This is a genomic window from Streptomyces sp. ICC4 (assembly GCF_003287915.1).
Taxonomy (GTDB): domain Bacteria; phylum Actinomycetota; class Actinomycetes; order Streptomycetales; family Streptomycetaceae; genus Streptomyces; species Streptomyces tritrimontium.
Genome location: NZ_CP030286.1, coordinates 4245352 through 4269755 on the forward strand (window position 1 = coordinate 4245352; position 24404 = coordinate 4269755).

The following is a 24404-nucleotide window of genomic DNA, read 5'->3' on the forward strand; positions in this document are numbered from 1 at the left end:
CCACATCGTGCCAGGTCCCCGGACGGGCGGAGGGGTCGGCCGCCCCCGTCGTCAGCGGACCGCGGCCCGCCGGTACGCCCAGGTCGCCACGGCCAGGGACAGAACGCCGACCGCCCCGCACACGCCGAGGTCCAGGAGGACCGCCGCCCAGTCCGGGTGCGGTGCGAAGGTGCGGGCGAAGGCCTCCACCCCGTACGTGGACGGCAGCAGGTCCCGGGTCCACACGATGACGTCCGGCATCCGCTCGGGCGGCAGTACGCCCAGCAGCAGTGCGGCGGACATGCCGAGCTGTCCGGCCAGCGTGGCCAGCTCCTGCCGCGGCGCGAGCAGTCCCAGCGCCGCGCCGAGTCCGGCGAGCGCGGCCCCGGCCAGCGGCACCACGGCGGCCAGGATCCACAGCCCGCCCATCGGCAGCCCGAACAGCACGCAGCCGAAGACGGCCGTGACCAGGGTGCCGGGCAGGGTGAAGGAGGCGTACGCGGCGGCCGTGCCCAGCACCACCGAGGCGGGCGGCACGGGCAGGGTGGCGTAGTGGTCCAGCCCGCCGCTCGCCCGGAGCTGTCCGAAGTACTGCGCGAGCAGGTTCAGCGCGACGAAGGCGACGACCAGCACGGAGGAGCCGGCCACGACGGCGCGCGCCTCGGAGCCCCCGTCGACGACTCCCCGCATCAGGATCATGATCCCGACGGACTGGAAGGTGGCGACGAAGAGCAGCGGGATCCGCGAGACCCGCGCCCGGGACAGCTGCGCCCGGTAGACGGCGGCGAGGGCCGGGAAGAACCGGGCGCGCGGAGCCAGGGGGCCCGGTGCGGTGGCCGCGGCGGGTACCGGGGTGCCCGTGGCCGCCTCGGGTGCGGGAGTGCCCGTGGCCGTGGAGCTCACGCCTTCACCAGTCCCTTCGACGTACGCCCGCCCAGTGCGAGGTACACGTCCTCCAGGCTCGGCGTCGCCAGCGTGAAGTCGTCGAGGGCGGCGAAGGCCGGGCCGCCGGTCACGGCGGCCACCGCCGCCCGCGCCTCGTCCGGTCCGAGCCGCAGCACCCAGCGCCGCCCCGATGCGGCGGCCGACGCGGCGAGCGCGGCGACCTCCGGGATCTCCAGCGGCGCGGCCGTGCGCCAGACGAGTTCCAGGCGGACCTCGCCGGAGACCTCGGCCTTCAGCCCGGCCGGGGTGTCGCAGGCGATGACCCGGCCCTGGTCGATGACGGCGACCCGGTCGAGGACGGTCTCGGCCTCGATGACGTTGTGGGTGACCAGTAGCACGGTGGCCCCGCTCTCGGCGCGGCGGCGGTCGACGGCGGACCAGACGGCGCGCCGGGCCACGGGGTCCATGCCGGTCGTGGGCTCGTCGAGGACGAGCACGGGCCGCTCGCCCACCAGTGCGGCGGCGAAGCAGGCGAGGCGCCGCTGTCCGCCGGAGAGCTTCTTCAGGGGCCGGCCCGCGATCTCGGTGAGCCCGAGCTCCTCCAGGACGGCGTCCCGCTCGGCGCGCGCCGTGCGCAGGCCGAGCCCGCGCAGCCGGCCGGTGGTCTCGGCGGCCAGGGACACGGTGAGCTCGTCGAGGGCGGTGGACTCCTGCCCGAGGTAGGACAGCAGCCGGGCCGCCCGCTCGGGGTGGCGCACGAGGTCGTGGCCGAGCAGGGAGACCGAGCCCGAGTCCGGCCGCATCAGCCCGGTGAGCTGGCGGACCAGGGTGGACTTGCCGGCGCCGTTGGGGCCGAGCAGGCCGAAGATCTCGCCGCGCCGCACGTCCAGGGAGATCCCGTCGGTGGCGCGGGTCTCGGGCAGGGCGGGAGCTCCGCGGCGTCCCCGGACCGCGGGGTACGTCTTGACCAGGTCACGCACCGCGCAGACCACGTCGGGAGCCGCTCCCGCGGCCGCTGCCGTGCCCGTGTCAGCCTGTGCTGTGCCCGTACTCACGAGGGAGCAGCCTACGGGGTTCCGGTGCCTACTCGGCTGCCGGGGCGGCCGGGGCGGCCGGGGCGGCCGGGGTCGGGGCCGGGTTCTTATACACATCTGCCGTCTGCGGCGGCAACGCCTGCGTGTAGTTCCGGGAAGGGGAAGGCGGGGTGGGTGACGCGCGGATCGGCCGGGAGTCCACCGGAGGACAAGCTTGAACGGCGGTCAAATCCCCTGGCGACGCGATGCATCGTGCGGTGGCCGCCGTGCACTGTCAACGGCCATCCGGAATCCCGGACTTCCCGCCCCCGGTGCCCGCGCATCGCCCCGGCGGCCCGCCGCCGGACCCGTCCGCACACCCGTTCCACCGCACTGACCTGCGACGTTGCCACCCGGGAAGCCCGGCCCGGCCCGGCCGGCGGGGCACCTCGTCAGCGCGGGCTCATGCCGCATCGGTATGGCTTGCCACCCGTCCAGCATGAACACCTTTGCGACTTCAAGTAGTTGTTCACCCGACTTGCTCTTACGGGTATAACCTCGCGCGGTTACCGTCCGGTCATGACGCCCACCCTCGCCCAGCTCCGCTACCTCGTCGCCGTCGCCGACTGCCGCTCCATCACGAGCGCGGCGGCCTCGGTCTTCGTCGCCCAGTCCGCGCTGTCCCGCGCCGTCCAGGCCATGGAGCGCGACCTCGGCGTCGAGCTCCTCGCCCGCCGGGGAAGGGGGGTGGACCTCACACCTGAAGGGGCTCGGGTCGTCCGGCTGGCCCGGACCGTCCTCGACGCGGTGGACGCGATCGACGACATCGGGACGCCCCACGGCAAGGGCGGCCGGGCCACCCTCACCCTCGTCACCACGCCCACCCTGGCCCTCGACCTGGCCTCCGACCTGGTCCGGGCCTTCACCGAGCGGCACCCCGGCATCGACGTCAGGGTCCAGCAGTACGACAGCCGCGAGACGCTGGTCGAGGAACTGACCCAGGGCCGGGCCGAATTGGCGCTCGTCGACCTGCCGGTCGACAAGGAGCTCTCCACCCACCACATCCAGGAGCGCGAGGTGGTGCTCATCTCGCCGATCGGCTCGTCCCTGCCCGATCCGATGCCGTTCCGCGCCCTCGACGGGCTCCCGATGGTGCTGCCCACCCCCGGGACGGGCCGGCGCACCGAGATGGAGGCCATGTTCAGCTGCCTGGGCGTGCGCCCGGTGCCCTGCCTCGAAGTGGACGAACGGCTCGCCTGGGTGACGGGCGTGACCGACGGCCGCGGCTCCCTCATCTGGTACCGCGACGTGGTGGCGCGGGCCTTCGGCAGCCGGGCGGAGATCCGCTCCTTCACCCCGCCCCTGCTGCGCCCGGTGGGCATCGCGCACGCCCGGCGGCCGCTGAGCCGCGCGGCCCGCGCCTTCATCGCGCACGCCCGGCACAACTCGCCCGTACGGGAACCGGCCCGCTGACCCCGTGCGTGCCGGACGGGCCGTGCCGGTGTGACCGGAAGGCAGCTCCCGGTGGCCAGGCATGCCCGTCCGGCATTGAACGATGCTCGAAGGGGGAGTGATTGGCCCTGGCGCCAGAAACTGACGTCCTCTCACATGGTGGGCATGTCCCGACAACTCCTCACGCCCCCACGGGCCGCCGCCCTCGCCACCGCGGTCCTCGCCACGATCCTGCCGGCCGTGGCCTGGATGGCCGGCGGCGCGGCCAGCGCCGCCCCGGCCCCGGCCGCGGCCGCGGCCCCCGAGCGCCAGTGCACCCTCCCCGGCGGCATGGCCGAGATCAGCGGCCTCGCCATGAGCCGCAAGCACCCGGGCGTCTTCTACGCCGTCAACGACAGCGGCAACACCAACCAGGTCTTCGCCGTCGACTGCAACGGCGCCACGGGCCGGCTCCTGGCCACGCTCACGGTCGCCGGCGTGGGCAACACCGACTGGGAGGGCCTGACGATCGGCAAGGACGCCGGGGGTGGCCCCGCGATCCTGGTCGGCGACATCGGCGACAACTTCGGCAGTCGCGCCGAGATCACCGTGCACTCCTTCGCCGAGCCCGATCAGCTCGCCAACGCCACGGTGACGCCCGTGACGTACCGCTTCGCCTACGCCGACGGCAAGCACGACGCGGAGTCGCTGCTCGCCGATCCCGTCACCGGCCGGATCCACATCGCGAGCAAACTCATCGGCGCGGCGGGCCAGTTGTACCAGGCTCCGCTGCCGCCGGTGGCCGGGCAGGTCAACACCCTCACCGCGGTCCGGCCGGGCCCGGTCTTCGCCACCGACGGCGCGTTCTCGCCGTCGGGCGCCTCGTACACCCTGCGCAGCGGCGGGCCGCTGGGCGCCAACACGGCCTCCGTGTACGACACCTCCGGCGCCAAGCTCGCGGACGTCGCCCTCCCGGCGCAGTCGCAGGGCGAGACGGTGACGTACGCCGACTGCACCAGCCTGCTCGTGGGGTCGGAGAACGACACCCAGATCTGGCGCGTCCCGCTGCCCCCGGAGGCCACCCCGGGCTGCGCCGGCACGCCGACGCCTACCCCTACGCCCACGCCGACGCCGACCCCGACCCCGACGCCCACGCCTACTCCGACCCCGACTCCGACTCCGACTCCGGGTGATCTGAAGCTGGCCAACCCCGGTCCGCAGACCTGCAAGTTCAACCAGAACTGCACCATCCAGCTCACCGCCACCGGCGGGAAGCCCCCCGTCCGCTACGCCGCCACCGGACTCCCCTGGGGCCTGACCCTCGACGCCAACACCGGCCGCATCACCGGCAAACCCTGGAGCAGCGGCACCGTCCAGATCACCGCCACCGCCACCGACAGCACCGGAGCCGCCGCGGGCACCACCTTCCCCCTCACCATCAACTGGTTCTGAGAGAGGCATCCGTGTACCTGTCGACCAGCCGCGCCGCGGACATCGCCGCAGGCCCTCCGGCTCCGAAGGGCCCCCTGCGGGCCGTCCCCGGCACGGTGCTCGCGCTCGGCCTGGTCAGCCTGGTCACGGATGTCTCCGCCGAGATGGTCACCGCCGTCCTGCCGCTGTACCTGGTGACCGTGCTCGGGATGTCCCCGCTCGCCTTCGGCGCCCTGGACGGACTGGTCCAGGGCGCCACCGCACTGCTGCGCCTGGTGGGCGGGCGGGTCTCCGACCGCACCCACCGCCGCAAACTCGTCGCCGGCACCGGCTACGCGATCTCCGCCGCGTGCAAGGCCGCCCTGCTGGCCGCCACCGCCCCCTGGTCGGTGGCGGTGGTGCTCGCCGCCGACCGGACCGGCAAGGGCCTGCGCACCGCCCCGCGCGACGCGCTGATCTCGCTGTCCTGTCCGCCGGAGGAGCAGGGCCGCGCCTTCGGCGTGCACCGCGCGATGGACACGGCCGGCGCCCTGCTGGGACCGCTGGCCGCGTTCGGAGTGCTGTGGGTGGCGGTGGACGGGTACGAGGCCGTCTTCGCGGTGAGCTGCTGCTTCGCGGTGCTGGGGGTCGTGGTGCTGGCCCTGTTCGTACGCGAGAGCCCGGCGCCCGCGGCCGCGCCCGGCGCCGGGACGACCTCGGCCCGGGACCTCCTGCGGATCCCCGGCCTGCGGCGGCTGTGTCTGACCGCCGCCGCGCTCGGCCTGTTCACCGTCGGCGACGCCTTCCTCTACCTCCTGCTCCAACGCCGCCTGGACCTGCCGGTCGCGTACTTCCCCCTGCTGCCCGTCGGCACGGCGGCCGTGTTCCTGCTGGCCGCGCTGCCCGTGGGCCGGCTCGCCGACCGGCTCGGCCGCCACCGGGTCTTCCTCGGCGGACACCTGCTGCTGTCCGGCGCCTGCCTGCTGCTCCTGGCCCCGGTACCGCCCGGGCCCGTCCTCGTCCTCGGCGTCCTCGGACTGCTCGGCCTGTTCTACGCGGCCACGGACGGGGTGCTGATGGCAGCCGCCGGCCCGCTGCTGCCGGCCGGGCTGCGCACCACCGGACTCGCGGTGCTCCAGACCGCGCAGGCCCTGGCGCGGTTCGCGGGCTCCCTGCTGTTCGGGGCGGCCTGGACCCTGTGGGGACCCGGCCCGGCCCTGGGCGTCGCCGCCGGGGGACTGCTGCTGGTCCTGGCCGCCGTCGCGGCGGCCGGCCGCCGCCCGCGCGGGGGCCGGTCCCGCGCACCGCAGGGCGACCCGCCGGCGAACCGGCGGGCCGCCCGGGGCCGTTGAGATCCGGTCACTTGTGCGAGCCCGGCGCCTCCGGGGCGACGGCGTGGCGCATCCCGCCGGATACCCCGACGGGCCCGAGCCACGGCCCGCGGCCGGGTGGGGGACCGCCCGGGGAGCCCGGAGCGGCCGCCTCCGCGATCATGGCCGGATCCGCCCGGGTCCGCCCGGCGTCCCCGGAACCCATCGCCGAAGATCCCTCAGCGGGCGCCGCCCTTGCCTTACGATCTCGGCGGACGGTCCCGTCCCGTGATCGCCGCCCACCCCGCACCCGTGGAGGTCAACCGTGTTCCGGACGGCCAGAGGAAACCGCAGTCGCCGCAACAGCCTCCGCATCCGCGTCGCGGCCACCGCCGCCGCGGCGGGCGCCTTCCTCGTCGCCGGATGCTCCTCCTCCGGGGGCGGGTCGGGCGAAGCGGCCGGCGGAGTGCCCGTCGTGGAGAAGGGCAAGCTCACCACCTGCACCCACCTGCCCTACCCGCCGTTCCAGTTCGAGAAGGACGGCAAGGTCGTCGGTTTCGACGTGGCGCTCGTCGACCTGGTGGCGACCCGGCTGGGGGTCGAGCAGAAGATCCTCGACACGCCCTTCGAGAACTTCAAGACCGGCGCCTTCCTGAACTCGGGCGAGTGCGACCTCGCGGCGGCCGGCATGACGATCACCGACGAGCGCAAGAAGAACGTCGACTTCTCCGTCCCCTACTTCGACGCGACCCAGGCACTGCTCGCCACCAAGAAGAGCGGCGTCACCTCGCTCGCCGACCTCAAGGCGAAGTCGAAGAAGCTGGGCGCGCAGGCCGAGACCACCGGCGAGAGCTACGCCAAGGCCCAGGGCTTCGACCCCGTCGCCTTCGAGAGTTCGGACGCGGTCCTCAACGGACTGCGCACCGGCCAGGTCGACGCGGTCGTCATCGACTACCCCGTCGTCCAGGGCTGGCTGAAGGACCCGAAGAACGCGGCCGAGTTCACCCTCGGACAGAGCATCGACACGGGCGAGCAGTACGGATTCTCGGTGAAGAAGGGCAACACCGCCCTCGTGGCCGCGATCGACAAGGCCATCACGGACGCCAAGGCCGACGGCACCTACAAGAAGATCTACGAGCAGTGGATCGGCCCGCTGCCCCAGGCCGCGCCGTGACCTCTCGGCTGACCCGCCGACAGCGCCGCGCACTCTCGCAGGGCCTGCAGTACGCCCTCTTCGCGGCGGTGCTGGTCCTGGTCGGCGTCAACGCCGACTGGGGCCGGCTGCAGAACCAGTTCGCCCAGAAGGACCTGGCGGTGCGGCTCTTCCCGGAGATCATCACCACCGCCCTGCGCAACACGGTCATCTACACGACGTCCGGGTTCCTCCTCGGCCTGGTCCTCGGCCTGGTCATCGCCATGATGCGGCTGTCCTCGGTGGCCCCGTACCGGTGGGTCGCCGGCGTCTACATCGAACTGTTCCGGGGCCTCCCGGCCCTGCTGATCTTCATCTTCGTGGGCGTGGCGGTGCCCCTGGCGTTCCCCGGTACGGAGATCCCCGGCGGCACGTACGGCAAGGTCGCGATCGGCCTCGGACTGGTGGCCGCCGCCTACATGGCGGAAACGATCCGGGCCGGCATCCAGGCGGTGCCCAAGGGGCAGATGGAGGCGGCCCGCTCACTCGGCTTCTCGCACGCCCGGGCCATGGTCTCGGTCGTCATCCCGCAGGCGTTCCGCATCGTCATCCCGCCGCTCACCAACGAGCTGGTCCTGCTGTTCAAGGACTCCTCGCTCGTGCTGTTCCTCGGCGTGACGCTGCAGGAGCGCGAGCTGACGAAGTTCGGCCGGGACCTCGCCAGCCAGACCGCCAACTCCACCCCGATCCTGGTCGCGGGCCTGTGCTACCTCCTGGTGACCGTGCCGCTGAGCTTCGTGGTGCGCCGCCTGGAGGCCCGCGCGGACAAGGCCACGTGAGGACGACATGCCACAGGAGACACCAGCGGTGGACACGAAGGCCACGGACGGCCCCGAGATCGAGATCCGCGGACTGCACAAGTCCTTCGGCGCCAACCACGTCCTGCGCGGCATCGACCTCGAGATCGCCCGCGGCGAGGTGGTCTGCGTCATCGGGCCGTCCGGCTCGGGCAAATCGACGCTGCTGCGCTGCGTGAACCTGCTCGAGGAGCCCAGCGAGGGCCGGGTCTTCGTCGGCGGCACGGAGGTCACCGACCCGGACGTCGACATCGACGCCGTACGCCGCCGCATCGGCATGGTCTTCCAGCAGTTCAACCTCTTCCCGCACGTGAACGTCACCGGCAACCTCACCCTGCCCCAGCGCCGGGTCCTGGGCCGGGACCGGACCAGGGCCGCGGCCGTGGCCGCGGAGAACCTCGAACGCGTCGGCCTCGCCGACAAGTCCGAGGCGTTCCCCGCCCAGTTGTCCGGCGGCCAGCAGCAGCGGGTGGCGATCGCCAGGGCCCTGTCGATGGGCCCGGAGGTGATGCTCTTCGACGAGCCGACCTCGGCGCTCGACCCCGAACTCGTCGGCGAGGTCCTGGCGGTGATGCGGGTACTGGCGGGCGAGGGCATGACGATGATGGTCGTCACCCACGAGATGAGCTTCGCCCGGGAGGTCGCCGACCGGGTCGTGTTCATGGACGGCGGCGTGATCGTCGAGCAGGGTCCGGCGGCGCAGGTGGTCGGGGACCCCCGGCACGAGCGGACCAAGGCCTTCCTCAACCGCATCCTGGACCCGGCGGGGACCGAGGCCCCCGGGGCCGCCGGCGAGGACCCGCGACCCGCTGAGAACCCCTGACAGAACGAACCGTTCTCCTGGTTGGCGCGCGACCGGGTGAGGAGATCATTACTCTGCATGGGTGCTGTCATACGACGAGTTGACCCCGCCGGAGCGCGAGCTGTGGGACGCCTTCCCCGAGGGGCGTCGAGTCGACCTGCGCACAGGTGTGCCCGAGGCTGACGCTCCCTCCGCGGGTACTCGATGGGGTCCCGAACGCACGGTCCGCGCGGCCGTGGTGACGGCGTTGCTGCTCGGCGCGAACGACGGTCGGTCCGGTGGCGTAGCCGCCCTGCGACTCGCCGGGACGCGTATCACCGGCCGCCTCGACCTGTCCGGGGCGGAGATCCGCCACACGTTCTCGCTGGAGGGCTGCCGGCTGGACGAGGCGGTGCGGCTGCACGGGGCCACGACCCGGACGATCGAGATCACGGACAGCTGGGTTCCGGGGATCGACGCCGAACTCGCACGGATCGAGGGCGACCTGGATCTGAGGCGGTCGAGTGTCGAAGGTGGCTCCCTCGTACTCGTCAACGTCCGTATGGCCGGGAATCTCCTGCTCTCGGATGCCAAGATCTCGAGCCCGGAGGAGTGGGCAGTGCTCGCGGGTGGCCTCGTCCTGGACGGCGGCGTCTTCGCCCAGCGGCTCACCACACGAGGCGGGTTCCGGCTGCCTGGCGCACGGCGCGTCAGCAGCGGGCGCGGGCGAAACGCCGGTCAGGGACGAGGTGGCCCGTCGCCGGGCGTGGGTCCGTCGGAACCCCGGATATGCCCCGCAGCCGTACGAGCAACTCGCGGGCTGGTACCGGGGGATCGGCCACGATGACGACGCCCGCCGCGTGCTGCTGGCGAAACAGCGTCACCGACGCCTCACCCTGTCCCCGCCGGCACGGGCGTGGGGGCACCTGCTCGACGTGACCGTAGGGTACGGCTACCGGCCCTGGTTGGCAGGTGTCTGGCTCCTGACGTTGACGTTGCTGGGCACTCTGGTCTTCGGTACCGACTCTCCGACCTCGGTGAAGCCGGGTGAAGGCTTCCCGTTCCAGCCCCTGGTCTACACACTCGACCTCTTGATTCCCATCGGTGGTCTGGGACAGCGCGCGGGGTGGTACTGGTCGAACGACGTCATCCAGTGGCTGGCCTACCTGCTGATCGTCCTCGGCTGGATGCTCACGACCGCCGTCATCGCCGGTGTCACCCGCACCCTGCAGAAGAACTAGCGATCGACACCGTGCTCGGGGACCGCGGCTACCGACCGCTGCAGTTCTCGGTCCGTCGGCGGACCCGGCCCACCTGCGGCGCCGCCGTGGCCATGGGGCAGGATGGCAGCTCGTTCCACATGCGCGCGCGTGTGCGAACACGCCTCCGTGCACGACGAACTGACAGGTGACAAGGTGAAGACACACCTCATACGGCGGCCGGCAGCGCCCGCCGCCGCATCCCCGGTCCGACGAGGGGCGGAGGGCGTCCGTTGACCCGGGACCTCGTCCTGCACGACTGGCTGGTCGCCGGCATCGCGCTGGCCGCCGGCGCGGTCGGCGGCCTGCTCCTGCGGGCCCTCGTACGGTGGCTGGGCAAGCACGCCCTGCGGACCCGGTGGAGCGGCGACGACCTCATCGTCGGCGCGCTGCGCGCCCTGGCTCCGGGGGCGGCCGTCATCGCGGGCGCCGCGGTGGCCGCCTCGACGCTGCCGCTGAGCACGCGGGTCTCCGGCTGGGTGAACCAGTCGCTGACCGCGCTGCTGATCCTCATGGCCACGCTCGGCGCGGCCCGGGTCGTCGCCGGTCTCGTCCAGTCGGTGGCCCAGGCCCGGACGGGAGTGGCCGGTTCGGCCACCATCTTCGTCAACATCACGCGGGTCGTGGTGCTCGCGATGGGCTTGCTGGTCGCACTCGAAACCGTGGGCGTGTCCATCGCGCCCCTGCTGACCGCTCTCGGCGTGGGTGGTCTGGCGGTCGCGCTGGCCCTGCAGGACACCCTCGCCAACCTCTTCGCGGGCGTCCACATCCTCGCCTCCAAGACGGTGCAGCCCGGTGACTACATCCGGCTCACCAGCGGCGAGGAGGGGTACGTCGTCGACATCAACTGGCGCAACACCGTGGTCCGCAACCTCTCGAACAACCTGGTGATCATCCCCAACGGGCGGCTCGCGCGCACGAACATGACCAACTTCACCCAGCCCGAGCAGCAGTTGTCGATCCTGGTCCAGGTGGGGGTGGGTTACGAGAGCGATCTGGAGCACGTCGAGCGGGTGACCCTGGAGGTGGTCGACGGGGTGATGGCCGACATCAACGGCGCGGTCCCAGACCACGAGGGGGCCGTCCGGTTCCACACCTTCGCGGACTCCAGGATCGACTTCACGGTGATCCTGGGCGTCGGCGAGTTCAGCGACCAGTACCGGATCAAGCACGAGTTCATCAAGCGGCTGCACCGCCGGTTCCACGAGGAGGGCATCTCGATCCCCGCCCCCACGCGGACGGTCGAGCTCCGGCAGGACGACCTGCGGGCCGCACCCTCCGCGGCGGCCTCGCCGGTCCCGCACCAGCGCGAGGCCCCGGTCCAGGCCCCGGTCCAGGCCCTGGCGGACAGCGGACGGTAGCGGCCGGTAGCCGCCGGTCTCCCCGGGACGCGGCCCCGGGGAGACGGGCCGGCGTCACACGTCCGGGCTGCCCGCCGCCCGGGCCGGCTCCGGCTCCGGCTGGTTCGCGTACGGGCAGCGCGGCGCGCGTGCGGTGATCGTGGCCACCATCCTGCCCGGGTTCAGCGTGAGCTGCGGCAGCCGCGGGAGGGTCAGGCTGCCGGGGTGGAGATCGACCTTCCAGTGGCTGAGCAGGGAAGCCAGCAGCAGGACGCCCTCGATGAGCGAGAACTCGTCGCCGATGCACTTGCGGGCACCGCCGCCGAACACGGTGACGGGCACCTTCGGCTGGCGGCCGGTCTGGATCCAGCGGTCGGGGTCGAAGCGCTCCGGGTCGGGGTAGAGCGACGGCAGATGGCTGATGAGGTACGGGCTGTAGGCCATGGTCGTCCCCTCCGCCACGGAGTACGGGCCCAGCTTGGCGTCCGACATCACCTGCCGGGTCAGGAACCAGCCGGGCGGGTACATGCGCAGGGCCTCGTTCAACACCTGCCGCGTGTACGTCAGTCGCGGAAGGTCCTCCCAGGTCGCGGTGCGGCCCCCGAGCACCGTGTCGATCTCCTCCGTCAGCCGTCCGAGGACCTCCGGGTGCACGGCGGCCAGGTACAGGGCCCAGCCCACCGAGCCCGCCGTCGTCTCCGTGCCGGCCGAGTACATGGTCACGGCCTGGTCCACGAGTTCCTCGTCCGACAGGGCGGGGGAGTCGCTCTCCGGGTCGCGGGCCGAGATGAGCATGGACAGCAGGTTCGTCTCGTCGGTGGCGCCGCGTTCGCGGTGCTCGGCGACGAGGGAGGTCATGGTCTCGCGCACGCGCTTGGTGGCCTGGTCGTAGCGGACGTTGCCGGGCGTGGGCACCTTGCGCAGCGGCTTCGGCAGGAGGCTGTGCCGGGTGAAGCCCGACAGGAGGATGTCGAAGTCAGTGGCCAGACGGGTGTGGATGCCCCGCTCCAGGCGGGTGCCGAAGACTGCGGCGATGACCACGTCGGCGGCGATCTTGCGGATCTCCACGCTCAGGTCGAGGGTCTGGCCGTCGCGCCAGCCGCCGAGGATGGCGTCCAGCCGCTCGGTCATGATGCCGGCGTAGCCGGGGAACCGGGCCTGGTGGAAGGCCGGTTGTATGAGCCGGCGCTGGCGCCGGTGCTCCCCGCTCGGGCACGTGGCCAGCCCCTGTCCGCCCGCCTCGCGCAGCCGGTCGAAGAGCGGTCCGCCCTTGTCGAAGACGCGGTCCTGGACCAGGAACGAACGGGTCAGTTCGGGATCGCACACCACGACGATCGGCTTGCGGCCGAGCCGGATCTCCACCAGCGGACCATGAGCGGGCAGGCCCCGCAGGAAGGCCAGCGGTGCCCGCAGGAGCGCGGGCAGGTGCCCGAGGACGGGCGTCGCACCGGGTGCCTTCGGTACCGACGGAATGCTTTCCGTGTCACTTTTCATGTCGCCATCCATTCTCTACTCGTTCTCAATCCTTCCTCCTAATGTCTCATGCAGGGTTGCACCGCACTCGAGGCAACCTAGACCCTTCGTGAGACTTGCCGGTCCTCTTCGCCTGAAAGACGGCATGGAGGTCTCGGGGGAAGGAACCGTCAATGAAGGAGATATCGGCCCTGCTCGGAAGTGAATTTCCGACCGACGGCGGACTCGTTCAGATTCAAGAACGGCTCAAAGGCGACCTGGAGCGGGTCAGGGAAAGTCTCTACTCGCTCGCCGTGCCGCCGCACCAGAGGATCCACGAACCGATCATGTACGCCGTGGAGCAGACGGGCCGGCTGCTGCGGCCCACGCTCGTGCTCCTGTCCTCGTACCTCCTCGAGGGCGAGCCGGCCCGGGTCACGCCCCAGCGCGTGATCGACGGGGCGGCCATCGTCGAGATCCTGCACATCGCCACCCTGTTCCACGATGATCTGATCGACGAAGCGCAGGTCAGGCGTGGTAGGCCCACCTCGAACGCCAAGTACGGCGGCGCCATCGCGCTGCTGACCGGGGACTACCTCCTCGCGCGCTGCATGCAGGCCGCGGCCTCCCTCGGCGCGTCCCGCATGATGACGATGGCGGAGACCCTGATCGACCTGTGCGTGGGCCAGATGCTGGAGACCACCCAGCTCTTCGACTCCCTGCGCACCGAAGAGGAATACCTCACCTCGATTTCCGGAAAGACCGCGCGCCTGATCCGGACGGCCTCGCTCATGGGGGCGTCCCAGGCCGGCGGGGACATCGCGTCCCAAGAAGTGCTGGAGAATTTCGGACACAATCTCGGAATGGCATTCCAGATCTGGGACGACATCCTGGACATCTGCAGCCAGGAAACGGGAAAGCAGCCCGGAAGGGACGTTCTCAACGGCGTGTACACCCTTCCGGTGATCTACGCCGTAAGGGATTCCCCGGAGCGCATTCTTCCGGTATTGCGCGAGCAGCCGATTTCCCCGGCGCAGTGCCAGGCGATCATCGACGCCATGCACGAGTCCGGTTCGATCGGCCGGGCGGCCGACGTGGCGCAGCGCTACATGGCCCAGGCCCTGGACGCGCTGGAGTCCCATCCGTCCTTCGCGCACCGGGCTCCTCTCGTACGCAAGTGTCTGCGCGACCTGGTCGACGGGCTCGCGTCCCAGCACCCCGCTCAGGAAGCGCTCGTCGAGACGGTGTGAACCGATCGCGCCGCAAGTGGTGTCCACGCTCAGCCGGTCCCGGCTGGGTCGATCCCGGAGGGTTGTCGTGTCAGGGCTCCGAACCGATTTCATCAGCGATTACGATGGTCTCGCCGACCAGTGGTGGGACCCTAGAGGACCGCTAGCACCGCTCGGCTGGATCGCTCGCGCCCGCGCCGAGCACATCCCGCCCGCCGCGCGCGAGCAGGCCCGACTGCTCGATGTCGGCTGCGGGGGCGGCCTGTTCGGCCCCCACGTGGCCGGCAAGGGCTACCGCCTGGTCGGCGTCGACCTCTCGGCCAAGTCCCTCGAAGAGGCGCTGCGCCACGGCTTCGACGAGGTGGTCCGCACCGACATCTCCGAACTCCCCTTCCCCGACGAGTCGTTCGACGTCGTCACGGCGGGTCAGTGCCTCGAACACGTACCGGATCCCTACGGGGTGGTGGCGGAGCTGTGCCGGGTCCTGCGCCCGGGCGGAACACTGGTCGTCGACACCATCGCCGACACCAGAATCGCGCGGCTGGTCTCCATCACCCTCGCCGAGAACCTGCCCCTGCCGGGCAGGCCGGCCCGCGGCACCCACGACCACCGCCTCTTCGTCAACCGCGAGCGCCTGGTGAAGGCCGCGCGGGCGCACGGGGTGGAGCTCGAGCTGCACGGCCTGCGCCCGAGCTTCCGCGACGGGATCGGCTACCTGGCCCGGCGCCGCGAAGGGGTCCGCATGGTTCCCGTCCGGTCCACCGGCGTTCTCTTCCTCGGGGCGGGCACCAAGGCGGGCCCCACATGGTGACGACGGATCAGCGGCCGCCGGTCCGCGGCGCCGTGCGCACCTGGGTGGTCGGCGCCCGGCTCAAGACCCTGCCGGTGACGCTGGCGCCGATCGTGGTGGGATGGGCGGTCGCCCGCTCGCAGGGCCACTTCAGCTGGTGGCGCGCCGCCCTGACCCTGCTCTTCGGCCTGGGCTTCGTCCTGGGCACGAACTTCTTCAACGACTACAGCGACGGGGTGCGGGGGGCCGACGACGAACGGGTGGGCCCCGTCCGCCTGGTGGGATCGGGGCGGGCCTCGCCGCGCCAGGTCCTGCGCATGGGGCTCGCCCTGTACGGCGTCGCGGTCCTGGCCGGCGCGGTCATGGCGGTGACGATCTCCTGGTGGCTGCTCGCGCTGGCCGCGCTCTGCGCGGTCGGCGGCTGGTTCTACACCGGCGGGTCCCGGCCCTACGGCTACCTGGGACTGGGGGACGTCAGCATCTTCCTCTTCCACGGGGTCATCGCCGTGTGCGCCACCGCATTCATCCAGCTCGGCCGGGTGCCCCTGCTCGCCCTCGGCGCGTCGGTACCCATCGGCCTGCTCGCCGTCGCGCTGCTGACCACGAACAACCTCCGCGACATCCCGACCGACACCGCCGCGGGGAAGATCACCCTCGCGGTGCGGCTGGGCGACGGACGCACCCGCGTGTACTACGCCCTGTGCGTCGCCGCCGCCTTCGCGTCCGGACTGCTCCTGGCGACCGCCCGGCCCTGGCTGCTGCTCCTGCTCGCCGCCGCCCCGTCCGCCGTCCTCCCGCTGCGGCGGGTGCTCGGCGGGGCGCGCGGCAGCGATCTGATAGCGGCGCTGGAGCAGACCTGCGTACTGCTCCTCGTGTACGGGGCCCTGCTGGCGACCGGACTGGTCCTGTGACCGGCCGGAGCGGGACCCCGCGGACGCCGGACACCCCCGGGGCCGCGGTGGCCCCGGACCACGAAGTGCTGGTCATCGGCGCCGGGTTCTCCGGAATCGGCACGGCGATCGGCCTGCGCAAGGCCGGCATCGAGGACTTCGTGGTCCTGGACGAGCAGGACGACATCGGCGGCAGCTGGCACGCCAACCAGTACCCCGGCATCGCCGTGGACATCACCGCCTTCTCCTACTCCTTCGCCTTCGAGCCCTCCCCGTCATGGACCCGGGCGTTCCCTCCCGGCGCGGAACTGAAGGCGTACGCCCGGCACTGCGTGCGCAAGTACGGGCTGGGCGGCCACCTGCGGCTGAACGCGAGGGTCGTGCGCGCCGAGTACGACGGGGCCGCGCACGTGTGGACCGTCTTCCTGGCGGACGGCACCGCGACCACCGGACGGTTCGTCATCTGCGCCACCGGCTGGCTCACCAAGCCCAAGGCGCCCGACATCGAGGGACTCGACACCTTCAAGGGCGAGGTCGTGCACACGGCGCGCTGGGACCACTCCCTGGAGCTCAGCGGCCGCAACGTCGGGCTGATCGGCACCGGCGCCTCGTCCGTGCAGCTCGTCCCGGAGATCGCCCCCGACGTGGAGCGGCTCCACGTCTACCAGCGCACCCCCATCTGGGTGTTCCCGAAACCGGACTTCGCGATGCCGGCCGCCGTCAGCCGACTGTTCCGGTCGGCCCCGTGGACGCAGCGCCTGGTCCGGCTGTTCACGGACACGGTGACGGAGCTCAGCTTCGTGATCGCCATGATCTACCACCGCCGGTTCCCCTTCCTGGTGAAGGCCGGGGAAGCGCTGTCCCGGCGCCATCTGCGCCGGGAGGTGGGCGGCGATCCCGAGCTGATCAGGAAGCTCACCCCCGCCTACAAACTGGGCTGCAAGCGGCCGTCGTTCGGCAAGGGCTACTGGCGCGCCTTCACCCGGGACAACGTCGAACTCGTCACCGAACGCATCGAGCGGATCACCGAGACCGGCATCCACACGGCGGACGGCGAGGAGCAGCTGCTCGACGTACTCGTGCTCGCCACGGGCTTCCACGTCCTGGAGAACCTGCCGCCCTTCCCGGTGCACGGCCCCGCGAACCGGGAGCTGAGGGAGTTCTGGCGGACCGAGCGCTTCCAGACGTACGAGGGCAGTTCGGTGAAGGGCTTCCCGAACCTCTGGTTCATCGTCGGGCCGTACTCGTTCACCGGCGGATCCTGGTTCGGAATGATCGACTACCAGGTCACCCACGCCCTGCGGGTGATCGGCGAGGCCCGCCGGCGGCGGGCCACGGAGGCCTCCGTCCGGCCGGAGGAGCACGACAAGTCCTTCCGCAGGACGCTGCGCAGGCAGCCGGGCACCGTGTTCCTCGACGAGAGCTGCCGGCGCGCGAACACCTACTACCTCGACGAGCGCGGGGACGCGCCGGCCGTCCGGCCGGCCACGCGGTACGAGGCCGCCTGGCGGGCCCGGCACTTCGACCTCGACCACTACCGGTACGACCACAGCTCCGGAGGCCGACGTGCGGATGCTCGCTGAGGTGCGCGGCAGGGACCGCGAGCTGTGCCTGTTCTACGGGATCTTCTCCGTGGCCGGCTCCCTGGTCATGGGGGCGCTGGCCGTCGACTTCGTGGTGGACAACATCCACGACGGCGTCTTCGGCGTCATCCGCACCTTCATGCGCGACGCGCTGACGAACCCGGCGGCCCGGTTCATCTACGCCGACCTGTTCCTCATCTGGGCGGCGCTGGCGGGCTTCATGGTCGTCGAGGCCCGGCGGCACGGCATCCGCCACGTGTGGGCGTACATCATCGGCGCCCCGGCGCTGGCGCTGTGCGCGAGCTTCACCGCCTTCATGTACGTCCGCCAGCTCAAGATCGCGGCCGCGCGCGGCGGGGGACCGAGCCCCGTCCCCGCGGCCTCCCACGAATTGACGAGAGGGATGCAGTGATGACCACCGAGGCCACCGAGGCCATCGCGCTCACCGCGAGCGTCGACCGTTCACTGGCCCTGGCCGCCCGTACGCTCCGGGAGCGCCAGGACCCGGCCGGCCATTGGAAGGGCGACTTCGAGACCAGCCTCATCGGCGAATCCGGCGAGGTCATCCTGCGGCACTTCCTGCGGCTGCCCGACGACGGCACGGCCGCCGCCGCGGCGAGCACGATCCTCAGCGAGCAGACCGCCACGGGCGGATGGGCGTCCTACTACCAGGGGCCCGACGAGCTCCTGCTCTCCATCTTCTGCTACGTCGCGCTGCGGCTCGCCGGCCACGACCCGGACGAACCGGAGATGCGCGCGGCCGCCGGGTCGATCCGGGCAGGCGGCGGCATCGAGGGCGTCGACAACCTCCTCATGCTGGCCTGGCTGGCCCTGATCGGGCTCTGGCCGTGGCGCGACATCCCGCTGATCCCGGCGGAGATCGTCCTGCTGCCCAGCAGGTTCCCCGGCAACATCTACCAGTTCGGCGCCGCCGCCCGCGGCATCGTCGTCGCCAACAGCCTGTTCATGGCCGACCGGCCGGTGGTCCCCGCCGGCTTCGACATCGCCGAACTGTTCGCCAAGCCCAGCGCCCGGCGCAGGCTCCCCAGGCCCGCCGCCCTGCGCATCGGGACGACCCTCACCCACTGGTACGCCCGCCACCCGATCGGCTTCCTGCGCCGCCGGGCCGTCCGCAAGGCCGCGGACTGGCTCGTGCGCACCCAGGAAACGGACGGCAGCTGGGGCGGCAACTGGCCGCAGACCGCGAACGTCGTCATGGGACTGGACGCGGTCGGCTTCGGACAGGACCACCCGGTCGTCAAGGCCGCGATGGAGGGCCTCGACCGGTACGTCGTCGAGAAGGACGGCCACCGCCGGGTCGAGATGTGGACCTCGGTGGTCATGGACACCGCCCTCGGCCTGCACGCGACCGCGGCCGCCGGCGGCCCCGACACGAAGTCCGCCGCCGAACCCGCGGTCCGCTGGCTGCTCGCCAACCAGGTCACGGAGCTCGGCGACTGGGCCGTGCTGACCAAGGACCCGGTCGCCGGCGGATGGCCGTACGAGTTCACCAACAACGCCAACCCCGACGCCGACGACACCGCCTTCGCGGTGGCCGCGCTGCGCCGGTTCCACCCGCGCGGCAGCGACGCGGCCGTCGACGAGGCGTGCGAGCGGGCCGGCCGGTGGATGGAGTCCCAGCAGTGCGACGACGGCGGCTGGGCCGCCTTCGAACCGCTGCGCTGGAAGCTGCCCGGACGCGACAAGCTGGCCGCCATCGGATTCCTCGAGGCGCCCTCGGCCGACGTCACCGGGCACGTCCTGGAAGCCCTGGGCTCCGACGGCCAGGCCCGCACCCCCGCCGCCCTGCGCGGCATCGAGTGGCTGCGCGAGAACCAGCACGCCGACGGATCGTGGCCCGGCTGGTGGGCCTGCTACCACCTGCACGGCACGAGCGCGGCCGTCACCGGGCTCACCGCGTGCGGGATCCCGGGCACCGACCCGGCCGTGGCCCGGGCCTGCGAGTGGATCGTCGCGCACCAGCAGGACGACGGCGGCTGGGGCGAGGACATCCGCGCCCTGCACGACCCGGCCTGGATCGGGAACGGCGCGAGCACCCCCTCGCAGACGGGCTGGGCGCTCCTCGCGCTCATCGCCGCCGGCCGCGCCGACAGCGAAGAGGTCCGCGCGGGCCTCGAGTTCCTGGTCCGCACCCAGCAGGAGGACGGCGACTGGGCCGAACCCTGGCACACCTGGGTCGTGCACCACGACGGCCTGTACTGGCGCGACAGCCTGCTGCGCCTGATCTACCCCGTGATGGCCATGTCGGCGTACCTGGCCCGCACCGACGGTTCGGAGGAGCGATGACCGGCGTGACGGTGGTCGGTGGAGGCCTCGCCGGAATGACGGCGGCCTGGGCCATCCGCCGGTACGGGATTCCGGTACGGCTGATCGAAGCCTCCCCGGAGCTCGGCGGGATGGCCGGATCACGGGTGATCGACGGCCGGGTCGAGGACCACGGGGTGCACATCTTCCCCGCCTGGTACCTCAACACCCTGAAGCTCGTCGGGGAACTGGGCATCGCGGGGAACCTGCGCGAGACCGGGAGCCTGCACCAGCTGGTGCCGGGCGAGTTCCCCTCCTTCCGGTCGGCGGTCACCCCCGTCGCCGACCAACTGCTCTTCTTCTACGGGGTGATCGACCTGCTCGCCCAGAAGTACGGGGCCCGCGACGAATCGCTCCACCGGTTCCTGCACAGCCGCTGGTACCTGACGCAGGCGGCGATCGCCGACGTGGAGCACCTCTTCGTCGCCTCCAGCGCCGCGGAGAGCCGGTCCGTGTCGGCGGCGAGCTTCCGGGGCAGCATCGCCGCCTTCGCACGCCACCCCGGCAAGGTGCGCATGCCCAGGGGAGACCTCCAGCAGTGGTTCATCGGCCCCTTCCGCAAGCGGCTGGAGGAGGCCGGCGTCGAGATCGTCACCGGCACGGAACTCCTGCAAGTCTCCGTGGACGGCGGCCGCCTGGACACCCTCACCGTCCGCGACGGCGACGGCGCCGCCGTGACCGAGGACGTCGACGGCCACGTGGTGCTCGCGCTCCCGCACGGCCGGCTCTCCGGACTCGGCCCGGCCGTCACGGGCGCGCTCCAACCACCGCACGGTGTCGAGGAGTTGGTATCGCGCCCGCTGGGGGCGCTGCACATCTACCTGCGCAGGCGCCTGCCGGGCATGCCCGCGGAACACATCCGGCTCGTCGAATCGCCCCACGCGATCACGCTCATCGACGTCGGCCAGGTCTGGGAGGGCCACGAGACCAGTCTCCTCAACTGCGTGGTCGGCCGCGTGTCACGGCTCGCGGACCTGTCCGAGGACGAGGCGGTCAAGATCCTCGTGGAGGAGCTCATGACTTACGTGCCGGTCCTCACCTGGGACGACATCGAGCACGTCTGCTACCAACCGCACCACAAGGTGCCGTTCTTCGCGCCCGGACCCGGCTCCGACCGGCTCCGGCCGGCGAGTTCGACCGCGCTCGCCAACCTGCACGTCGCCGGCGACTTCTGCGCGGGCCCGCCCGGAGTCGCGGGCATGGAGGGCGCCGTGCGCTCCGGACTGGCGGCCGCCGAGTCGGTGCGCCGGGCCCTGCGCCCCGACGCGCCGCCCGTGCGGATCGAGCGGATCGGCGGGATCAGCCCGGTGCTCGCCCGGGCACTGCGCGTGGCGCTCGCCCCGTTCGCGGCGGGCATCCGGCTGCTGGCCGGGCGCACCCGGGGAGGCCGGCCGTGATCGCCGTCGTGACCGGCGCGGCCGGCGGGATCGGCGCCGCGGTGGCGCGGCTGCTCGCGGAACGGGGCATCACCGTGGCCGCCGTGGACCTCGACCCCGGCCGGCTGTCCGCCGTCGTCGACGAGCTCACCGCCGACGGGCTGCCCGTATGGGCCCATCCGGCCGATGTCACCTCCTCCGCCGAGGCCGAGGCGGTGGTGGCGGAAGTGGAGCGGGTCGCGGGTCCCATCGGCTACCTGGTGAACGCGGCCGGAGTGCTCCTCCTGGCCGAATCGAGGGCGCTGACCGACCGGGACTGGCACAGCACCTTCGCGGTCAACACCAACGGCGTCTTCTTCATGTCCCGGTCGGTCGTCAACCGCATGATCCCGCGCCGCCAGGGCGCCATCGTCACCGTCGGATCGAACGCGGCGAGCATCGCCCGGGGGGCCATGGCCGCGTACGCCGCCTCCAAGGCGGCGGCGAGCGCCTTCACCAAGTGCCTCGGCCTGGAGGTCGCGCAGTACGGAATCCGCTGCAACCTCGTCGCCCCCGGCTCCACGGACACCCCGATGCTGCACGGCATGCACTCCGGCGGGGACGCGGCCGCCGCGTCCGTCGCCGGGGACCACGCCGCGTACCGGGTGGGCATTCCGCTGGGCAAGGTGGCGAGCCCCCAGGACGTCGCGCACGCCGTCCGCTTCCTGCTGTCCGAGGAAGCCGGACACATCACCATGCACGACCTCACCGTCGACGGAGGGGCGACCCTCGGAGCGCAGGTGTACTGATGGCCGGACTGCCTTCCATAGCCCCCTACCCGATGCCGCTGCCCGGAGAGCTCCCCCCGGTCCTCGTGGACTGGCGGGCCGACCCGCGGCGCGCCGTACTCCTCGTCCACGACATGCAGGAGTACTTCCTCGAACCCTTCCCGCCGGACTCCTCACCCGGAGCCCCCCTCGTCCACAACGCGGCCCGGCTGCGCCGGCACTGCGCCGAACTCGGCGTCCCCGTCGCCTACACCGCCCAGCCCGGCGGGATGACGCCCGAGCAGCGCGGCCTGCTCGTGGACTTCTGGGGACCCGGCATGCGGACGGCGCCCGAACACCGCCGGGTCGTCGAAGCCCTCGAACCGGCGGCCGGAGACTGGCTGCTCACCAAGTGGCGCTACAGCGCGTTCTTCCGCACCGATCTGCTGGAGCGCATGCGCGCCGAGGGACGCGACCAGCTCGTCCTCTGCGGCGTCTACGCCCACGTCGGCGTGCTGATGACGGCGGTGGACGCCTTCACCCACGACATCCAGCCGTTCCTGGCGGCCGACGCCGTCGCCGACTTCTCCGCCGACCACCACCGCCTCGCCCTGGAGTACGCGGCGCAGCGGTGCGCCGCCGTCGTCACCACGGCCGCCCTGTGCGAGTCCCTGACGGCCGCGCCCGCGGCGCAGGGCGTACGGTGAGCGCCGCGATCCGGGCCGGGGCCGGCCCGTTCGAAGCCCCGGACCTGCTGGCACGCGTACTGGAGGGGACCGCGCCCGCCTTCGCCCTCCTGTACCGGCCGGAGGCCACCTCCCCGGACACCCTGGAGGTGCTGCTCGGCGAGACGTCCGCCCACCGCACGCTCGCCGACCTGCCGCTCCCCGACACCTCGGCCCCGGGGGCCGGGCACGAACTGCTCGCCCTGCTGCCCTACCGGCAGATCACCGAGCGCGGGTTCGAGGCCCACGACGACGGCGAGCCGCTGATCGCGATGACGGTCACCGAGCAGCAGGCGCTGCCGCTCTCCGAGGCCCTGCGCAGGCTGCCGAACGAGCCGGTCAAGGTCGACCAGGACGCCTTCGACATCCCGGACGAGGAGTACGCGGACATCGTGCGCCGCGTGATCGCCGACGAGATCGGCACCGGCGAGGGCGCGAACTTCGTGATCAAGCGGACGTTCACGGCATGGCTCCCCGGCTTCTCCCCGAGCGGAGCCCTGTCCTTCTTCCGCCGGCTGCTGGAACGGGAGACCGGCGCCTACTGGACCTTCCTCGTCCACACGGGCGACCGCGTGCTCGTGGGCGCCACCCCCGAGCGGCACATCAGCGTGCGGGGCGGCACGGCCGTCATGAACCCCGTCAGCGGCACGTACTGCTACCCCGAGGGCGGCCCCACCCTCGACGGGCTGATGTCCTTCCTGACGGACCGCAAGGAGACCGACGAGCTGTACATGGTGGTGGACGAGGAACTGAAGATGATGGTCCGCGTCTGCCCCTCCGGCGCACGGCTCGTCGGCCCCCACCTCAAGGAGATGGCACGCCTCGCGCACACCGAATACCTCATCAAGGGCCACACCGACCGCGACGTCCGCGACATCCTGCGGGAGACGATGTTCGCCCCGACGGTGACCGGATCGCCGCTCGAGAACGCCGCCAAGGTCATCAAGCGCCACGAGCACTGCGGGCGCGGCTACTACAGCGGCGCGGCCGCCCTCATCGGGCGCGACGCCTCCGGCGGCCGGACCCTGGACTCCTCCATCCTGATCCGCACCGCCGACATCTCGGCGGACGGCCGGCTGCGGATCGGCGTCGGCGCCACGCTCGTGCGGCACTCCGATCCCGAGTCCGAGGCCCGCGAGACGCGCGCCAAGGTGTCCGGGCTGCTCGCCGCGCTCGCCGAGCCCGCGCCCACCCGCTTCGCCGGCCATCCCGACGTCCGCTCCGCCCTGGCGGCGCGCAACGAGCTCGTCTCCGGATTCTGGCTGGACGAGCCGGACGGCAGGACCGCCCCGGCGGCCGAACCGGCCGGGCTCCGTGCGCTCGTGGTCGACGCCGAGGACACCTTCACGGTGATGCTCGCCCACCAGATCCGCTCGCTGGGGCTCGAAGTGACCGTACGGCGCTTCGACGAGGAGTACGACACCGCGGCGTACGACCTCGTGGTGCTCGGCCCGGGGCCCGGCGACCCCCGGCAGCTGCTGCGCCCGAAGATCGCCCACCTCTGGTCGGCGGTGTCCCGGCTGCTGGACGAAGGACGCCCCTTCCTGTCGGTGTGCCTGAGCCACCAGGTGCTGAGCGCCCGGCTCGGGCTCGGCCTGGCCCGCCGCCCGTCCCCGAACCAGGGCGTACAGCACGAGATCGACCTGTTCGGCCGGCGCGAACGGGTCGGCTTCTACAACACGTTCGCGGCCCGCTCCGACAGCGACGTCATCGAGCACCCCGCCTTCGGCCGCACCGCCGTGAGCAGGGACCCGGAGACCGGCGAGGTGCACGCCCTGCTCGGCCCGCACTTCGCCTCGATGCAGTTCCACGCGGAGTCCGTCCTCACCCAGGACGGCCCGCGGATCATCGGCTCGCTGATCACGGAGGTGATGGGGCGGTGCGGGTGACA

The 24404-nt window shown here is 72.2% G+C and carries 23 protein-coding genes; 19 read left to right on the plus strand and 4 right to left on the minus strand.

All coding sequences use genetic code 11. The features are described from left to right. Positions 1-51 precede the first annotated feature (51 nt). Together DRB89_RS19715 and DRB89_RS19720 are read right to left on the minus strand one after the other, a co-directional pair. Positions 52-798, minus strand: coding sequence for an ABC transporter permease (locus DRB89_RS19715; RefSeq protein ID WP_239516817.1), 747 nt, complete (start codon positions 796-798; stop codon positions 52-54). Between the two features lie 80 nt (positions 799-878). After that, complete coding sequence (locus DRB89_RS19720) at positions 879-1919, minus strand: ABC transporter ATP-binding protein (protein WP_204357770.1); 1041 nt, start codon at positions 1917-1919, stop codon at positions 879-881. A 537-nt stretch (positions 1920-2456) separates the two neighbouring features. Between DRB89_RS19720 and DRB89_RS19725 the strand changes: the two genes are divergently transcribed. From DRB89_RS19725 to DRB89_RS19735, 3 genes are all read left to right on the plus strand, one after another. Continuing rightward, positions 2457-3350, plus strand: a complete 894-nt coding sequence (locus tag DRB89_RS19725) for a LysR family transcriptional regulator (protein WP_112449023.1) — start codon at positions 2457-2459, stop codon at positions 3348-3350. Between the two features lie 144 nt (positions 3351-3494). Next, positions 3495-4760, plus strand: coding sequence for an Ig domain-containing protein (locus tag DRB89_RS44685; protein WP_239516236.1), 1266 nt, complete (start codon positions 3495-3497; stop codon positions 4758-4760). A gap of 11 nt (positions 4761-4771) precedes the next feature. Further along, positions 4772-6070 (plus strand): MFS transporter, encoded by a 1299-nt coding sequence (locus tag DRB89_RS19735; RefSeq protein WP_112449627.1) that lies wholly within the window; start codon positions 4772-4774, stop codon positions 6068-6070. A 7-nt stretch (positions 6071-6077) separates the two neighbouring features. On the opposite strand, the gene DRB89_RS43040 is transcribed toward DRB89_RS19735, so the two are convergent. After that, the gene (locus tag DRB89_RS43040; RefSeq protein ID WP_162688657.1) at positions 6078-6254 is read right to left on the minus strand and encodes a hypothetical protein; all 177 of its coding nucleotides are present in this window, start codon (positions 6252-6254) and stop codon (positions 6078-6080) included. Positions 6255-6401: 147 nt separating this feature from the next. Here DRB89_RS43040 and DRB89_RS19740 point away from each other — a divergent pair, with 147 nt between their 5' ends. From DRB89_RS19740 to DRB89_RS19760, 6 genes are all read left to right on the plus strand, one after another. Continuing rightward, the gene (locus DRB89_RS19740) at positions 6402-7202 is read left to right on the plus strand and encodes an ABC transporter substrate-binding protein (protein WP_112453568.1); all 801 of its coding nucleotides are present in this window, start codon (positions 6402-6404) and stop codon (positions 7200-7202) included. Further along, positions 7199-7999, plus strand: coding sequence for an amino acid ABC transporter permease (locus tag DRB89_RS19745; RefSeq protein ID WP_112449628.1), 801 nt, complete (start codon positions 7199-7201; stop codon positions 7997-7999). Before DRB89_RS19740 ends, DRB89_RS19745 begins: the two co-directional genes overlap by 4 nt. Before the next feature lie 28 nt (positions 8000-8027). After that, a complete protein-coding gene (locus DRB89_RS19750) occupies positions 8028-8840 on the plus strand; it encodes an amino acid ABC transporter ATP-binding protein (protein WP_275431961.1) in 813 nt (270 codons plus the stop codon). Positions 8841-8901: 61 nt separating this feature from the next. Further along, positions 8902-9645 (plus strand): hypothetical protein, encoded by a 744-nt coding sequence (locus DRB89_RS19755; protein ID WP_239516237.1) that lies wholly within the window; start codon positions 8902-8904, stop codon positions 9643-9645. Between the two features lie 13 nt (positions 9646-9658). After that, complete coding sequence (locus DRB89_RS44690) at positions 9659-10039, plus strand: hypothetical protein (RefSeq protein WP_239516238.1); 381 nt, start codon at positions 9659-9661, stop codon at positions 10037-10039. Between the two features lie 251 nt (positions 10040-10290). Beyond that, entirely contained in the window at positions 10291-11418 is a 1128-nt protein-coding gene (locus DRB89_RS19760; RefSeq protein WP_112449630.1) for a mechanosensitive ion channel family protein, read from the plus strand. A 54-nt stretch (positions 11419-11472) separates the two neighbouring features. Here DRB89_RS19760 and DRB89_RS19765 read toward each other — a convergent pair whose 3' ends face one another. Continuing rightward, the gene (locus DRB89_RS19765) at positions 11473-12891 is read right to left on the minus strand and encodes a cytochrome P450 (RefSeq protein ID WP_112453569.1); all 1419 of its coding nucleotides are present in this window, start codon (positions 12889-12891) and stop codon (positions 11473-11475) included. A gap of 152 nt (positions 12892-13043) precedes the next feature. Here DRB89_RS19765 and DRB89_RS19770 point away from each other — a divergent pair, with 152 nt between their 5' ends. The 10 genes from DRB89_RS19770 (at position 13044) to DRB89_RS19815 (ending at position 24402) form a co-directional block, all read left to right on the plus strand. Beyond that, a complete protein-coding gene (locus DRB89_RS19770; protein ID WP_112449631.1) occupies positions 13044-14099 on the plus strand; it encodes a polyprenyl synthetase family protein in 1056 nt (351 codons plus the stop codon). 67 nt (positions 14100-14166) lie between these two features. After that, positions 14167-14889 (plus strand): bifunctional 2-polyprenyl-6-hydroxyphenol methylase/3-demethylubiquinol 3-O-methyltransferase UbiG, encoded by a 723-nt coding sequence (gene ubiG, locus DRB89_RS19775; RefSeq protein WP_112449632.1) that lies wholly within the window; start codon positions 14167-14169, stop codon positions 14887-14889. Then, positions 14883-15779 (plus strand): 1,4-dihydroxy-2-naphthoate polyprenyltransferase, encoded by an 897-nt coding sequence (locus DRB89_RS19780; RefSeq protein ID WP_112449633.1) that lies wholly within the window; start codon positions 14883-14885, stop codon positions 15777-15779. Before ubiG ends, DRB89_RS19780 begins: the two co-directional genes overlap by 7 nt. Next, complete coding sequence (locus DRB89_RS19785; protein ID WP_239516239.1) at positions 15776-17341, plus strand: NAD(P)/FAD-dependent oxidoreductase; 1566 nt, start codon at positions 15776-15778, stop codon at positions 17339-17341. Before DRB89_RS19780 ends, DRB89_RS19785 begins: the two co-directional genes overlap by 4 nt. Further along, complete coding sequence (locus DRB89_RS19790) at positions 17331-17753, plus strand: DUF2834 domain-containing protein (protein WP_239516819.1); 423 nt, start codon at positions 17331-17333, stop codon at positions 17751-17753. The genes DRB89_RS19785 and DRB89_RS19790 overlap by 11 nt, the downstream gene beginning before the upstream one ends. Next, positions 17753-19648 carry a squalene--hopene cyclase gene (gene shc, locus DRB89_RS19795; RefSeq protein ID WP_112449634.1) on the plus strand — a complete coding sequence of 632 codons (1896 nt, stop codon included), beginning with the start codon at positions 17753-17755 and terminating at the stop codon, positions 19646-19648. The genes DRB89_RS19790 and shc overlap by 1 nt, the downstream gene beginning before the upstream one ends. After that, positions 19645-21063 (plus strand): FAD-dependent oxidoreductase, encoded by a 1419-nt coding sequence (locus DRB89_RS19800; protein ID WP_112449635.1) that lies wholly within the window; start codon positions 19645-19647, stop codon positions 21061-21063. Before shc ends, DRB89_RS19800 begins: the two co-directional genes overlap by 4 nt. Beyond that, positions 21060-21830 (plus strand): 2,3-dihydro-2,3-dihydroxybenzoate dehydrogenase, encoded by a 771-nt coding sequence (locus DRB89_RS19805; protein ID WP_112449636.1) that lies wholly within the window; start codon positions 21060-21062, stop codon positions 21828-21830. Before DRB89_RS19800 ends, DRB89_RS19805 begins: the two co-directional genes overlap by 4 nt. After that, a complete protein-coding gene (locus DRB89_RS19810; protein WP_112449637.1) occupies positions 21830-22495 on the plus strand; it encodes an isochorismatase family protein in 666 nt (221 codons plus the stop codon). The genes DRB89_RS19805 and DRB89_RS19810 overlap by 1 nt, the downstream gene beginning before the upstream one ends. After that, a complete protein-coding gene (locus tag DRB89_RS19815; protein WP_239516240.1) occupies positions 22492-24402 on the plus strand; it encodes an anthranilate synthase family protein in 1911 nt (636 codons plus the stop codon). The genes DRB89_RS19810 and DRB89_RS19815 overlap by 4 nt, the downstream gene beginning before the upstream one ends. Positions 24403-24404: the final 2 nt, after the last annotated feature.

Coding starts and splice junctions, on each gene's coding strand:
- DRB89_RS19725 (WP_112449023.1), top strand. CDS start 2,457: ATGACGCCCACCCTCGCCCAGCTCCGCTACCTCGTCGCCGTCGCCGAC.
- DRB89_RS44685 (WP_239516236.1), top strand. CDS start 3,495: ATGTCCCGACAACTCCTCACGCCCCCACGGGCCGCCGCCCTCGCCACC.
- DRB89_RS43040 (WP_162688657.1), bottom strand. CDS start 6,254: ATGGGTTCCGGGGACGCCGGGCGGACCCGGGCGGATCCGGCCATGATC.
- DRB89_RS19765 (WP_112453569.1), bottom strand. CDS start 12,891: ATGAAAAGTGACACGGAAAGCATTCCGTCGGTACCGAAGGCACCCGGT.
- DRB89_RS19770 (WP_112449631.1), top strand. CDS start 13,044: ATGAAGGAGATATCGGCCCTGCTCGGAAGTGAATTTCCGACCGACGGC.
- DRB89_RS19780 (WP_112449633.1), top strand. CDS start 14,883: ATGGTGACGACGGATCAGCGGCCGCCGGTCCGCGGCGCCGTGCGCACC.
- DRB89_RS19790 (WP_239516819.1), top strand. CDS start 17,331: ATGCTCGCTGAGGTGCGCGGCAGGGACCGCGAGCTGTGCCTGTTCTAC.
- shc (WP_112449634.1), top strand. CDS start 17,753: ATGACCACCGAGGCCACCGAGGCCATCGCGCTCACCGCGAGCGTCGAC.
- DRB89_RS19800 (WP_112449635.1), top strand. CDS start 19,645: ATGACCGGCGTGACGGTGGTCGGTGGAGGCCTCGCCGGAATGACGGCG.
- DRB89_RS19810 (WP_112449637.1), top strand. CDS start 21,830: ATGGCCGGACTGCCTTCCATAGCCCCCTACCCGATGCCGCTGCCCGGA.